The following is a 13,085-nucleotide window of genomic DNA, read 5'->3' on the forward strand; positions in this document are numbered from 1 at the left end:
ATATGGTCAATCAACTTGTCGGCGCAAACGGGCACCGGCCGACCGCTTCCGCGGTCATTTCGAGGCCTCACCGGCCGAAAGTCCAATGTCGCCCGCACGCCTTTCGCCCATAAATTGTTGGTCAGCATTGCTGCACAGCGGTGCAACTTGGCGCGTTCCTTGCTGGAATGGCGCTTGCACGGGTCGAGAACTCTGGGCAACATGGATCGATCAGCCCCGCCGAACAATCAAAAATCACGGCGCGGGCGAGTGGAGAGGGTCAAGAATGTCAGTCGGACGAAGTCTGTTTGCGGCGACGCTCGCCGGTGCGCTCGCGTTGGCGGTGTCGCCGGCGTCGAGCCAGACGCTGCGCTATGCCAACCAGGGTGAGCTGAAATCGCTCGACCCCTATACGCTGAACGAGTCGACCACCAGTGCGCATCTCGGTCATGTCTATGAGGGCCTCGTTGCCCGCGACAAGAACCTGAAGATCATCCCGGCGCTCGCCGAGAGCTGGGAGACCCCGGAGCCGACACGCTGGCGCTTTCACCTGCGCAAGGGCGTCAAATTCCACAACGGCGACCCCTTCACCGCCGACGACGTCGTGTTCTCGGCCGACCGCGTGCGAGCGAAAGGTTCGAATTTTCAGAGCCGCATTCCCGCCGATGCAAAGGTCGTCAAGATCGACGATTACACCGTCGATTTCGTCCTGACCTCGCCCAATCCCATCCTGACCGCGCTGTGGGCGACCTGGTACATCATGGACAAGAAATGGGCAGAGGCGAACGATGCGGTGGCACCGACGCCGGCCGCGGCCACGACCCCGAGCTACGCCTCTCTCCATGAAAACGGCACCGGCCCCTTCACGATCGAGAGCCATCAGCCGGGCGTGAAGACCGTCTTCAAAGCCTATCCGAATTGGTGGCGCAAGCCGGAACATAATCTGAAGGAGATCATCTTTACGCCGATTGCCAACCCGGCCACGCGTGTTGCGGCGCTGTTGTCCGGCGAGGTCGACGTGATCGAGCCGGTTCCGGTCCAGGACATCGAGCGCGTCAAAGCAAGCCCCAACGCCACCGTGCTGACGGGACCTGAACTCCGCACCATCTTCGTCGGCATGGACCAGGCGCGTGACGAACTCTTGTACTCCAACGTCAAGGGCAAGAACCCGTTCAAGGACGTGCGCGTCCGCGAAGCGGTCTACCGGGCGATCGATGTCGACCTGATCAAGAATCGCGTCATGCGCGGACTGTCCACGCCGTCCGCGTTGATGGTGGCACCTGAGATCTTTCCGCTGTCGAAAGACTTCACCCGGCCGAAGTTCGATCCCGACGCCTCCAAGAAGCTCCTGGCAGACGCCGGTTACCCCGACGGTTTCGAGGTGACCATGGACTGCCCGAACGATCGTTACGTCAACGACGCGGCGATCTGTCAAGCCGTCGTCGGCATGCTCGCCCGCATCAACATCAAGGTGGATCTGCTGGCACAGCCGAAGGCCCAGTATTTCGCCAAGGTGCTCAAGCCCGGCGGCTACAAGACTTCGCTGTTCTTGCTGGGCTGGACACCGGATACGCTCGACTCCCACAACGTGCTCCACGACATCATGGGCTGCCGGGACGATCCCAAGGATCCCAACCGCGGCGAAGCCAATCTCGCCGGCTATTGCAACAAGCAGTTCGACGAACTCGCGGACAAGGTTCTTCTGGAGCCCGACCCGACCAAGCGTGATCAACTGATCAAGCAGGCATTCGAGCTCTCGATGAAGGACTGGGCCTATATCCCGCTGCATCAGCAGGCCCTCGCCTGGGGCGTGTCGAAGAAGGTGAAGCTGACCCAGCGCGCGGACAACCAGGTCCTGCTCTACTGGGCGACCAAGCAGGACGAATAGGTGTCGACATCTTGTGAAGTCCCGGAAGCTCTGGCTTCCGGGACTTGCCGTTTCGGGCTAACGCAATGATGCGTGCTGCTGAAGAGATGTGAAAGGAACAGATGCTCGCTTTCACACTGCGCCGGGCCATCCAGGCCATCGGTGTCATGATCGCCGTCGGCGTCATCGCGTTCTCGATGTTTCGCTTCGCCGGCGATCCCGTGAACCAGATGGTCGGGATGGATACCTCGGGCGCCGAACGCGCCGCGATCCGCAAATCGCTCGGGCTCGACGATCCCGTGATCGTGCAATTCGGCCGCTACGTCGGCAACGCCGCGCAATTCAAGTTCGGCGTGTCCTACCAATTCCGCCTGCCGGTCACGAACCTGCTGATGGAGCGGATGCCCGCAACGCTGGAGCTTGCGATCTGCGCCACCATCTTCGCGATGATCAGCGGCATCCTGATGGGGGTCTATTCGGCGCTGCGCCGTGACAGCTGGCTCGCGCACATCTTCCAGGCCGTCTCGCTGATCGGCATTTCGCTGCCGACCTTCCTGATCGGCATTCTCATGATCTACCTGTTCTCGGTGACGCTCGGCTGGCTGCCCTCGTTCGGCCGCGGCGACGTCGTGCATATCGGCTGGTGGACGACGGGGCTCCTGACGCTGTCCGGCCTGAAGGCGCTGATCATGCCGTCGATCACGCTTGGCCTGTTCCAGATGACGCTGATCATGCGCCTGGTCCGCGCGGAGATGCTGGAGGTGTTGCGCACCGACTACATCCGCTTCGCCCGCGCGCGTGGGCTCACCACACGGGCAATTCATTTCGGCCATGCCCTGCGCAACACGCTGGTTCCCGTCATCACCGTGGCCGGTCTGCAATTTGGCTCGGTCATTGCTTTCGCGATCATCACCGAGACCGTGTTCCAATGGCCGGGCATGGGGCTCCTGTTCGTTCAGGCCGTTCAGAACGTCGATATCCCGATCATGGCGGCCTATTTGATGATGGTGTCCCTGATCTTCGTCACCATCAATCTCGTGGTTGATATTCTCTACACCATCGTCGATCCGCGGCTGCGCTCGACGGTCAGCCGGGCGCACTGACATGAGCGAGGCCGTCGTTCCCCACACCACCGAGAAGCGTCCCGCGACAGCACCTGGCTGGTTCAAGCGCGCGCTCGACAGCGACGTGTTTTATTCGTTTCGCCGCTCCAAGATCACCATGATCGCGGCGGGTGTGACGCTGCTGTTCTTTCTGATCGCGATTTTTGCCTCCGTGCTGTCGGTGCAAAATCCGTTCGACCCGGCACAGCTCCAGTTGATGAATTCGCGCATCCCGCCGCTCTGGACCGCAGACGGACAGAGCCCGTTCCTGCTCGGCACCGACGAACAGGGGCGCGACGTGCTGTCCGCTATCCTGTACGGCCTACGCATCTCGCTGCTCGTCGGCGTCCTCGGCGTCGTCCTCTCCGGCGCGATCGGTATCCTGCTCGGGCTGACGGCCGGCTATTTCGGCGGCGCCGTCGATGGGCTGATCATGCGCATCGCCGACGTGCAGCTCTCGTTTCCGGCCATCCTGATTGCACTGCTGATCAACGGCATCGCCAAATCGGTCTTTGGCAACAAGCTCGACGAGATGAGCATGCTGGCGGTGCTGGTCTTTGCGATCGGCCTGAGCTTCTGGGTGCAATACGCGCGCACGGTGCGTGGCTCGGTCCTGGTCGAGAAGAACAAGGACTATGTTGCAGCCGCGCAATTGATCGGCCTACCCGCCCCCGTCATCATGCTGCGCCATGTGCTGCCGAACACCACCGGGCCGATCCTCGTGATCGCCACCATCAACCTGGCACTCGCCATCATCACCGAGGCAACGCTGTCGTTCCTCGGCTCGGGCATGCCCGAGACCATGCCGTCGCTCGGCACGTTGATCCGCATCGGCAACGGCTATCTGTTCGCAGGCGAATGGTGGATCGTCGCCTTCCCCGGGATTGCGCTCGCAGCGCTGATCCTTTCGATCAATCTGCTCGGCGACTGGCTGCGCGACGCGCTCAACCCCAAACTCCGATGAGTATGCAGCGTTCATGACCGAACCCGTTCTCTCCGTCCGCAATCTCCGGGTCGAGTTCGCCTCCCGTCGCGGCACGTTGCGCGCCATCGATGGCGTCTCCTTCGACATCGCCAAGGGCGAAGTGCTAGGCGTCGTCGGCGAATCCGGCGCCGGCAAGTCCGTCACGGGGCTTTCGGTGATCGGCCTGATCGATCCGCCCGGCCGCATCGCCGGCGGTGAGATCCGTCTCGCCGGCACGCGTATCGACAATCTGCCGCCGGAGGAAATGCGCCGTATCAGGGGAAAGCGCATCGGCATGATCTTCCAGGATCCGCTGACTTCGCTCAATCCGCTGTACAAGGTCGGCGACCAGATCGTCGAGACGATCCGGACCCATCTCAATCTCTCCGAACAGGCCGCGCGCCGCCGCGCCATCGACCTGCTTGCCGAAGTCGGCATTCCCGCTCCGGAAAAGCGCATCGACGGCTATCCCCACGAATTCTCGGGCGGCATGCGCCAGCGTGTGGTGATTGCGCTTGCGATCTGCGCCGAGCCGGAACTGATCATCGCGGACGAGCCAACCACCGCGCTCGACGTCTCCGTGCAGGCGCAGATCATCTCGCTGATCAAGCGGCTCGGCCGCGACCACGGCACCGCCGTGATGCTGGTGACCCACGACATGGGCGTGATCGCCGAGACTTCAGACCGCGTCGCGGTGATGTATGCCGGCCGCGTCGCCGAAATCGGCCCGGTGCAGGACGTCGTCAGGAACCCGCTGCATCCCTATGCCAAGGGCCTGATGGGTGCGATCCCGACGCTTGCCGGCGATGACAAGCGTCTGGTGCAGATTCCAGGCTCGATGCCCCGCCTGTCGGCGATCCCGCCCGGCTGCTCATTCAATCCGCGCTGCGCTTCCGCGTTCGACCGCTGCCGGGTTGAACGGCCGGAACCGCTGTCCCACGGTGCGCAATCCGTCGCCTGCCATCTCTATGACACCGCGCCGGCGGAGACCGCGGCATGAGCGTCCCCTTCGTCCAGGCCACAAATCTGCGCCGCGTCTTCGATGTCTCGAAGCCCTGGCTCAACCGCGTGCTCGAGGGTGGCCATCTCGAATATCTCAAGGCTGTCGACGGTGTCACCTTCGACATCAAGAAGGGCGAGACCTTTGCGCTGGTCGGCGAGTCCGGCTCCGGCAAGACCACCGTGGCCCGGATGGTGGTCGGCCTCTTGCCGCCGAGTTCCGGCGATGTCCTGATCGACGGCGTCTCGATGACCGATCCGCGGCAAGGCCAGGCGCGACGAAAGCTGCGCCGCCGTATCCAGATGATTTTCCAGGATCCCTATGCGAGCCTGAACCCGCGCTTCCGGGTCGATGCCATCATCTCCGAGCCGATCCGCGCCTTCGACCTGATCCAGGGCGAGCGCGACATCCAGGCCCGCGTCGGTGAGTTGCTCAGCCTCGTCGGCCTGCATCCCGACGATCGGCTAAAGTTCCCGCATGAATTTTCCGGCGGCCAGCGCCAGCGCATCGCAATCGCGCGCGCGCTCGCCTCCGACGCCGAGTTCATCGTCTGCGACGAGCCGACCTCTGCGCTCGACGTCTCCGTGCAGGCGCAAATCCTGAATCTGATGCGCGATCTCCAGGACAAGTTCGGCCTGACCTACATGTTCATCAGCCACAACCTCGCCGTGGTCCGCCACATGGCGAGCCGGGTCGGCGTAATGTATCTCGGCCGCATCGTCGAGATCGCGGAAGGGCGCGAATTGTTTGCCAGCCCGCGCATGCCCTACACCAAGATGCTGCTGGGCGCCGTGCCTGATCTTGCCATGAGCGGCCGCCAGCGCATTCCGGTGAAGGGCGAGATCCCGAACCCGATCAATCCGCCGCCCGGCTGCGCCTTCAACCCGCGTTGCCCGCTGGCGTTCGACCTCTGCCGCAAGGAAGCTCCAAAACTGATCGACGGCGTCGCCTGCCATGCCGTTAACACCGCGCCGGTCCCGGCATAACGCGCGCGTGCCATGCGGCCTGTGCATTTGGCATTCCAGCACCTGATGTGATCAATTGCGCGCGCCGTAAATGAGGTAGTCCATGGCCAGCAACGTCAATCCGGATCCGTTCACGACGCGTCCCGAGATCGAGGGCACATTCGGGGTCGTTGCCACCACGCACTGGATCGCAACCGCGGTCGGCATGGCCATCCTGGAAAAGGGTGGCAACGCGTTTGATGCCGGCGTCGCCACCGCCTTCACGCTCCAGGTTGTCGAGCCGCATCTGAATGGTCCCGGCGGCGATGTGCCCGTCATCGTGCATGACGTGAAGCGCGGACGCACCGAAGTGATCTGCGGCCAGGGCCCGGCCCCGGCGCGCGCGACCATCGCACATTACAAGAGCGAGGGCCTCGACATGGTGCCTGGCACGGGCCTGCTCGCGGCCTGCGTTCCCGGCACGTTCGAATCCTGGATGATGTTGCTGCGCGACTTCGGCACGATGCGTGTCCGTGACGTACTGGAGCCGGCGATCTCCTATGCCCGTGACGGCTATCCGCTGGTCGAGCGCGCCTGCGCCACGATCCAGACCGTCGAGCAATTGTTCCGCAAGCACTGGCCGACCTCGGCCGCGGTGTATCTTCCGAACGGCGAGGTGCCGAAACCCGGCACGATCTTCACCAACAAGACGCTGGCCGCGACCTACACGCGCATTCTCAGCGAGGCCGAGAGCGGCGGCGGTGGTCGCGACGCCGAGATCGAGCGCGCACGCAAAGCCTGGTCGCAAGGCTTCGTTGCGGAAGCCATCGACAAGTTCTGCCGCACACAAGAAGTCATGGACGTCAGCGGCTCGCCGCATCGCGGCGTGCTTTCCGCTGACGACATGGCGCGCTGGCAGCCGACGGTCGAGGCACCCCTGACTTACGATTACGGCCGCTACACCGTTTGCAAGGCCGGCGTCTGGAGCCAGGGCCCGGTAACGCTGCAGCAGCTCGCACTGCTGAAAGGTTTTGCACTCGACGGCCTCGACCCGACCGGACCTGAGTTCATCCATCTCCAGATCGAATGCGCCAAGCTTGCCTTCGCCGACCGCGAAAAGTTCTACGGCGACCCGAAGTTCTCCGAGATTCCGATCTCGACACTGTTGTCAGATGCCTATAACGACCAGCGCCGCAAGCTCGTCACCGAGAAGGCATCGCTCGATTTCGTGCCCGGCACCGTCGAAGGCTTCGGCGGCGTGGTCAAGCTGCGCCGTGCCGAGGGCCAGCGCGAGGCGGTCGGTGCGCTCGGCGCCGGCGAGCCGACGGTAGGACGCTTCGGCGAGGTGCGCGGCGACACCGTGCATTTCGACATCATCGACAAGGCCGGCAACATGGTGTCCTCGACACCGTCGGGTGGCTGGCTGCAATCCTCGCCTGTCATTCCCGAGCTTGGCTTCTGCCTCGGCAGCCGCGCCCAGATGTTCTGGCTGGAGGAAAACCATCCTGGCTCGCTCGCACCGGGCAAGCGACCCCGCACCACGCTGTCGCCGACCATGGCGCTGCGCGACGGTGAGCCGTATCTTGCCTGGGGCTCGCCCGGCGGCGACCAGCAGGACCAATGGATCACCCAGTTCTTCCTGCGCCACGTCCATTGCAACCTCAATCTCCAGGAAGCGATCGATGCGCCGGCCTGGCACTCCGAGCACTTCCCGATCTCGTTCTGGCCGCGCACCGCGCGCCCCGGTGTGCTCGTGGTCGAGAACCGCGTGCCGAAGGCGACGATCGAGAACCTTCGCGAGCGCGGACATATCGTCGAGGTCGGCCCCGACTGGTCGGAAGGCCGCCTCACCGCGGCCTCGCGCGTCGGCGTGCGTCGGCGCGCCGCCGCCAATCCGCGCGGCATGCAGGGTTACGCCGCGGGACGGTAAAGGCAACACATGACCTGGTCGATCATCGCGCGAGATCCAGCCACCGGCCAGTTCGGTATCGCGGTTGCGACCCGCTTCTTCGCCGTCGGCGCCCGCGTGCCCTACATTTCGGCCGGCCTCGGCGCCATTGCGACCCAGGCTTTCGTCAATCCCTATTACGGGATCGACGGCGTCAAGCTGCTCCGGGAAGGCCTCAACGTCCATGACATCCTCGCCACGCTGCTCGCGGCCGATGATGGCCGCGAGAGCCGCCAGGTCCACATCATGGATGCGAGCGGCGCGATCGCCGCGCATACCGGACGCGATTGCATCAACTGGTGCGGACATATTGCCGGCAGCGGCTTTTCGATCGCAGGCAACATGCTGGCGGGCGCCGACGTCCTTGCCGAGACCGCGAAGACCTATATCGCCAATGACAGCCTGCCCTTCCCGCGCCGGCTGCTTGCAGCGATGCGCGCAGGCGAAGCCGCCGGCGGCGACAAGCGCGGCAAGCAATCGGCGGCGCTGCTGATCCACGGCGAGGAGGAATGGCCGGCGCTGGATATCCGCGCGGACGACCATCCTGATCCGCTCGACGAGCTCGATCGGCTCGAACGCGTCAGCCACGAGCTCTGGGTCCACTTCCGCCCGTCCATGCCGACCCGGCAGAACCCGGCCGGCAACACCGATCGCAGCGTCATCGACGCCAGCATCAAAGCGGCGCAGGCAAGGCAAGCATGAGCGCGAGCCCTCTCATCGAGATCAGGGACCTGCGCATTCGTTTTCACGGCGACGACGGCCGCATCACCCACGCGGTCGACAGCGTCGATCTCAGTGTCGCCAATGGCGCCACGCTGGGACTCGTCGGCGAGTCCGGCTGCGGCAAGAGCGTGACCTCGCTTGCGATCATGGGGCTGCTGCCGAAGCAGACAACGGAGATATCAGGCGCGATTCGCTTCGACGGTTTCGACCTGCTGAAGACCGCGGATCAGACGTTGCGCGACCTGCGCGGCAACCGGCTCGCGATGATCTTCCAGGAGCCGATGACGTCGCTCAATCCGAGTTTTACGATCGGCGACCAGATCATCGAGACCATCTTGCGTCACCGTGGCGTTTCACGGAAGACCGCGCGCGAACGGGCAGTCGAGCTCTTGCGTCGCGTCCACATCCCCTCGCCCGAGCGGCGGATCGACGAATATCCGCACAAGCTTTCCGGCGGCATGCGCCAGCGCGTGATGATCGCGATGGCGCTGGCCTGCGATCCGCAGCTCCTGATCGCGGACGAGCCGACCACCGCGCTCGACGTCACGCTGCAGGCGCAGATCCTGGAGCTGATGCGCGAGCTGAAGGCCGCAAGCGGCGCCGCCATCATTCTGATCACCCACGATCTCGGCGTCGTGGCAGAGGTCTGCGACGAGGTCGCGGTGATGTATGCCGGCGAGATCGTCGAGCGCGCGCCGGTCGATGAATTGTTCTCAACGCCACAGCATCCCTACACGGTCGGCCTGCTCGGCTCCATCCCGCGGCTCGACCATCGCGCCGAGCAACTGGCGACGATCGAAGGCATGGTGCCGAACATGGCGCAGCCACCGGCCGGCTGCCGTTTCGCCGCGCGCTGTCCGTTCGTGCTGGAGGCCTGCAGCAAGGCGCCGCCGCCGCTGGTGGACGTCAGCCCCGGCCATGCCTCGCGCTGCATCCGCGCGCCGCTCGAACGTCTGGTGTCGTGATGGCGCTGCTCGAGGTCGAAGGCCTGGTCAAGCATTTCGTCGCCAAGCGATCGCTGTTCGGCCAGGCGCGCGCGCATGTCAAAGCCGTCGATGGCGTGTCCTTTTCGCTCGAAGCCGGCAAGACGCTCGCGTTGGTCGGCGAGTCCGGTTGCGGCAAATCCACGGTCAGCCGCCTGGTGCTGCGGCTGATCGAGCCGGATGCAGGCAGCGTACGCTTCGACGGCCGCGACCTCCTCTCTCTCGATGCCGATGCGCTGCGAAAATTCCGGCGCGAGGCGCAGATCATCTTCCAGGACCCCTACGCTTCGCTCAATCCGCGCATGACCGTGGGCCAGATCCTGACCGAGCCGCTCTCGCTACACGATCTCGTACCACCTGCGCAGCGGCGCGAGCGCGTCGCTGAGATCCTGCGGCTGGTCGGCCTCGAGCCGCGGCTGGCGCGGCGCTATCCGCACGAGTTCTCCGGCGGCCAGCGCCAGCGCATCGCCATCGCGCGTGCGCTCGCGGTCGAGCCGAAACTGATCATCTGCGACGAGCCCGTCTCGGCGCTCGACGTCTCGATCCGCTCGCAGATCCTCAACCTGCTGCGCGAGCTGCAGGACCGGCTCGGCCTTGCCTATATCTTCGTCTCGCACGACCTCGCCGTGGTCAAGCACATCGCCGACCGCGTCGCGGTGATGAACCTCGGCAAGATCGTCGAAGAGGCTGATGCGGACGAGTTGTTCGCCCGTCCCCGCCATCCCTACAGCCGCGCGTTGCTGTCGGCGATCCCCTTGCCGCGGCCGCACGCCAAGCGCGCGAAGGTCGTGCTGCAAGGCGACATCCCGAGCGCACTCAATCCGCCGGCCGGCTGTCGCTTCCATACCCGCTGCCCCTTCGTGATCGACCGCTGCCGCACTGAGGCGCCAGCCCTGGTGGACAACGGTACAAGCCACGCCACCGCCTGCCATCGCGTCAACGATCTGCCCCCGGCCGACACGATTCTGCCCGCGGCGGCCGGATTTTCGCCGGCACTGGCGAAATTAGTCGCGGCATTCAGCCGAAAGACGGAAGGCGCGAGCCAGCCCGGTGTTGGTATACTGAGTGCAAGGTCTACGACGACGTAGCCTGAGCAATGGGGACTGTCCGATGAAGATACTTCGCCTGGCCGCAGCGGCGGCCGCGTTCCTGCTGTCGCTTGGAGCCGCCCAGGCCCAGACCACGCTGCGCATTGGCCTTGCCGAGGATCCCGATATCCTCGATCCCACCATGGCGCGGACCTATGTCGGCCGCATCGTGTTCGCCGCCTTCTGCGACAAGCTGTTCGACATCGACGAGAAGCTCAACATCGTGCCGCAACTCGCGCTGTCGAGCGAGACGGTCGACGACGGCAAAGGCCTCATCATCAAGCTGCGTCCCGGTGTGAAATTTCACGATGGCGAACCGTTCGATGCGGAAGCCGCAAAATTCTCGCTGGAGCGCCACCTGACGCTGCCTGGCTCCTTCCGCAAGCCGGAGCTCGCCTCGGTCGACCACATCGAAGTCGTCGACCCCCTCACCATCAAGCTGGTGTTGAAGTCGCCATTCTCGCCGCTGCTCGCCCAGCTCACCGATCGCGCCGGCATGATGGTCTCGCCGAAGGCGGCGAAGGAAGAAGGCGACAAGTTCGGCCTGCACCCGGTCTGCGCCGGCCCCTACAAGTTCGTCGAGCGCGTGCAGCAGGACCGCATCGTGTTCGAGAAGTTCGCCGACTACTGGAATAAGGACAACGTCTTCATCGACAAGATCGTGTTCCAGCCCATCGTCGATGCCACCGTGCGGCTGGCAAATCTGAAATCGGGCGGCCTCGATCTGATCGAGCGCGTGCTCGCCACCGATCTCAAGGAGGTGCGTGGCGATTCGCGGCTGAAGGTCGCGACCGCCATCGAACTCGGCTATCAAGGCATCACGCTCAACATCGGCAAGGACAAGGCCAAGGGCCCGCTCAGCCAATCCGCCAAGGTGCGGCAGGCGCTCGACCTTGCCATCGACCGCGAAGCGATCAACCAGGTCGTATTCAACGGCGAGTTCCAGGTCGGCAATCAATGGGTCAATCCCGATCATCCCTACTACCAGAAGAGCCTTCCAGTCCGCGCCCGCAATGTCGAGAGGGCCAAGGCCCTGCTGAAGGAAGCCGGTGTGAAGCTGCCGGTCAGCGTCGATTTCCTGGTGCCAAAGGGCGCGGAGACGGAGACACCGGCGCAGGTGATCCAGGCGATGGCAGCGGAAGCCGGCTTCGACATGAAGATCCGCGTCACCGAATTCGCGACTGGACTGAAGCAGGCCGAGGCCGGCGACTACCAGGCCTTCATGCTCGCCTGGAGCGGCCGGGTCGATCCCGACGGCAACAGCTTCATCTTCCTGCACAGCAACGCGCCTCAGAATTACGGCGACTGGAACAATCCGCAGGCCGACAAGGCACTGGAAGACGCGCGGCTCATGACCGACCCCGCCAAACGCAAGGCCAGCTATGAAACTCTCGCCAAACTGGTCCAGGAAGAGGAGCCGATCCTTTATCTCTATCACCGCCGTATCATCATCGCGCACACCACCAAGCTCGAAGGCTACAAGCAGATGCCCGACGGCCTCGTGCGTGTCGTCGGCCTCAAGCTGAAGTGACGAATAGGGGATGCTGAACTTCCTCGCCCGCCGGCTTGCTCAGATCGTACCGACACTTTTCTTCGTGTCGGTGCTGATCTTCTCGCTGCAGCAATTGCTGCCGGGCGATCCCGCGCTGGTGTTGGCGGGCGAGGAGCGCGATCCGGCCGTGATCGAGCAGATCCGGCACCAGTACCGGCTCGATCAGCCCGTCCCCGTGCAGTACGCCTACTGGATCAAGGGGGTCCTCGTCGGTGACTTCGGCGAGTCCTTGCGCAACAAGATGCCGGTGCGCGAGCTGATCGCGCAGAAACTGCCGGTGACGCTGCAGCTCGGTGCGATGGCGATCATCATCGCCTTCCTGATCGGCATTCCCGCCGGGATCGTCGCGGCCGTGAAGAAGGGAACGGCGTGGGACTACGGCGCCAATTTCTTCGCGCTGTGGGGCATCTCGACGCCGAATTTCTGGCTCGGCATCATGCTGATTTTCCTGTTCTCGATCGAGCTCGGCTGGCTGCCCGCCTCGGGCTATGTGCCGCTGACCGAGAACTGGCGCGCGAGCCTCGCTGCCACCATCATGCCGGCCTTCGTGCTCGGCAATGCCATTGCTGCGATCCTGATGCGGCATACGCGCAGCGCCATGCTCCAGGTGCTGGAAAGCGACTATGTCCGCACCGCGCGCGCCAAGGGCTTGTCGGAACGCTCGGTGATCCTCAAACATGCCATGCGCAATGCGCTGACGCCCGTCATCACGCTCGGTGCGCTCGAGCTTGGCACGCTGCTCTCAGGCGCCGTGCTGACCGAACAGATCTTCTCCATCCCCGGTTTCGGCAAGCTGATCGTGGACGCCGTCTTCAACCGCGACTACGCCGTCGTGCAGGGCGTCGTACTGGTGACGGCGACGGTCTACATCACACTCAATCTGATTGCCGACGTCGCCTATATTCTCGTGAATCCCAGGCTGCGGGGCTAATGC

Annotated in this window: 11 protein-coding genes; all 11 read left to right on the forward strand. The window is 64.2% G+C overall.

Annotated features, from left to right (window positions below):
- Positions 1 to 265 precede the first annotated feature (265 nt).
- Positions 266 to 1,867, forward strand: a complete 1,602-nt coding sequence (locus XH90_RS25100) for an ABC transporter substrate-binding protein (RefSeq protein ID WP_194476991.1) — start codon at positions 266 to 268, stop codon at positions 1,865 to 1,867.
- Between the two features lie 101 nt (positions 1,868 to 1,968).
- Positions 1,969 to 2,949 carry an ABC transporter permease gene (locus XH90_RS25105; RefSeq protein WP_194476992.1) on the forward strand — a complete coding sequence of 327 codons (981 nt, stop codon included), beginning with the start codon at positions 1,969 to 1,971 and terminating at the stop codon, positions 2,947 to 2,949.
- A 1-nt stretch (position 2,950) separates the two neighbouring features.
- Positions 2,951 to 3,913 (forward strand): ABC transporter permease, encoded by a 963-nt coding sequence (locus XH90_RS25110; RefSeq protein WP_194476993.1) that lies wholly within the window; start codon positions 2,951 to 2,953, stop codon positions 3,911 to 3,913.
- Between the two features lie 13 nt (positions 3,914 to 3,926).
- Complete coding sequence (locus tag XH90_RS25115; RefSeq protein ID WP_194476994.1) at positions 3,927 to 4,913, forward strand: ABC transporter ATP-binding protein; 987 nt, start codon at positions 3,927 to 3,929, stop codon at positions 4,911 to 4,913.
- A complete protein-coding gene (locus XH90_RS25120; protein WP_194476995.1) occupies positions 4,910 to 5,899 on the forward strand; it encodes an ABC transporter ATP-binding protein in 990 nt (329 codons plus the stop codon). The genes XH90_RS25115 and XH90_RS25120 overlap by 4 nt, the downstream gene beginning before the upstream one ends.
- A gap of 82 nt (positions 5,900 to 5,981) precedes the next feature.
- Positions 5,982 to 7,787, forward strand: coding sequence for a gamma-glutamyltransferase family protein (locus XH90_RS25125; RefSeq protein WP_194476996.1), 1,806 nt, complete (start codon positions 5,982 to 5,984; stop codon positions 7,785 to 7,787).
- 9 nt (positions 7,788 to 7,796) lie between these two features.
- Positions 7,797 to 8,507, forward strand: a complete 711-nt coding sequence (locus tag XH90_RS25130; protein ID WP_194476997.1) for a DUF1028 domain-containing protein — start codon at positions 7,797 to 7,799, stop codon at positions 8,505 to 8,507.
- A complete protein-coding gene (locus XH90_RS25135; protein ID WP_194476998.1) occupies positions 8,504 to 9,493 on the forward strand; it encodes an ABC transporter ATP-binding protein in 990 nt (329 codons plus the stop codon). Before XH90_RS25130 ends, XH90_RS25135 begins: the two co-directional genes overlap by 4 nt.
- Positions 9,493 to 10,599, forward strand: a complete 1,107-nt coding sequence (locus XH90_RS25140; RefSeq protein WP_194476999.1) for an ABC transporter ATP-binding protein — start codon at positions 9,493 to 9,495, stop codon at positions 10,597 to 10,599. The genes XH90_RS25135 and XH90_RS25140 overlap by 1 nt, the downstream gene beginning before the upstream one ends.
- A gap of 22 nt (positions 10,600 to 10,621) precedes the next feature.
- The gene (locus tag XH90_RS25145) at positions 10,622 to 12,130 is read left to right on the forward strand and encodes an ABC transporter substrate-binding protein (protein ID WP_194477000.1); all 1,509 of its coding nucleotides are present in this window, start codon (positions 10,622 to 10,624) and stop codon (positions 12,128 to 12,130) included.
- Positions 12,131 to 12,140: 10 nt separating this feature from the next.
- Positions 12,141 to 13,082, forward strand: a complete 942-nt coding sequence (locus XH90_RS25150) for an ABC transporter permease (RefSeq protein WP_194477001.1) — start codon at positions 12,141 to 12,143, stop codon at positions 13,080 to 13,082.
- The last annotated feature ends 3 nt before the right edge of the window (positions 13,083 to 13,085 follow it).

This window comes from Bradyrhizobium sp. CCBAU 53338 (genome assembly GCF_015291665.1).
GTDB lineage: Bacteria > Pseudomonadota > Alphaproteobacteria > Rhizobiales > Xanthobacteraceae > Bradyrhizobium.

Bases quoted from the DNA above. Each gene is read 5' to 3' on its own strand.
- XH90_RS25135 (WP_194476998.1), top strand. From the start codon at position 8,504: ATGAGCGCGAGCCCTCTCATCGAGATCAGGGACCTGCGCATTCGTTTT.
- XH90_RS25105 (WP_194476992.1), top strand. From the start codon at position 1,969: ATGCTCGCTTTCACACTGCGCCGGGCCATCCAGGCCATCGGTGTCATG.
- XH90_RS25115 (WP_194476994.1), top strand. From the start codon at position 3,927: ATGACCGAACCCGTTCTCTCCGTCCGCAATCTCCGGGTCGAGTTCGCC.
- XH90_RS25140 (WP_194476999.1), top strand. From the start codon at position 9,493: ATGGCGCTGCTCGAGGTCGAAGGCCTGGTCAAGCATTTCGTCGCCAAG.
- XH90_RS25145 (WP_194477000.1), top strand. From the start codon at position 10,622: ATGAAGATACTTCGCCTGGCCGCAGCGGCGGCCGCGTTCCTGCTGTCG.
- XH90_RS25120 (WP_194476995.1), top strand. From the start codon at position 4,910: ATGAGCGTCCCCTTCGTCCAGGCCACAAATCTGCGCCGCGTCTTCGAT.
- XH90_RS25100 (WP_194476991.1), top strand. From the start codon at position 266: ATGTCAGTCGGACGAAGTCTGTTTGCGGCGACGCTCGCCGGTGCGCTC.
- XH90_RS25150 (WP_194477001.1), top strand. From the start codon at position 12,141: ATGCTGAACTTCCTCGCCCGCCGGCTTGCTCAGATCGTACCGACACTT.
- XH90_RS25130 (WP_194476997.1), top strand. From the start codon at position 7,797: ATGACCTGGTCGATCATCGCGCGAGATCCAGCCACCGGCCAGTTCGGT.
- XH90_RS25125 (WP_194476996.1), top strand. From the start codon at position 5,982: ATGGCCAGCAACGTCAATCCGGATCCGTTCACGACGCGTCCCGAGATC.
- XH90_RS25110 (WP_194476993.1), top strand. From the start codon at position 2,951: ATGAGCGAGGCCGTCGTTCCCCACACCACCGAGAAGCGTCCCGCGACA.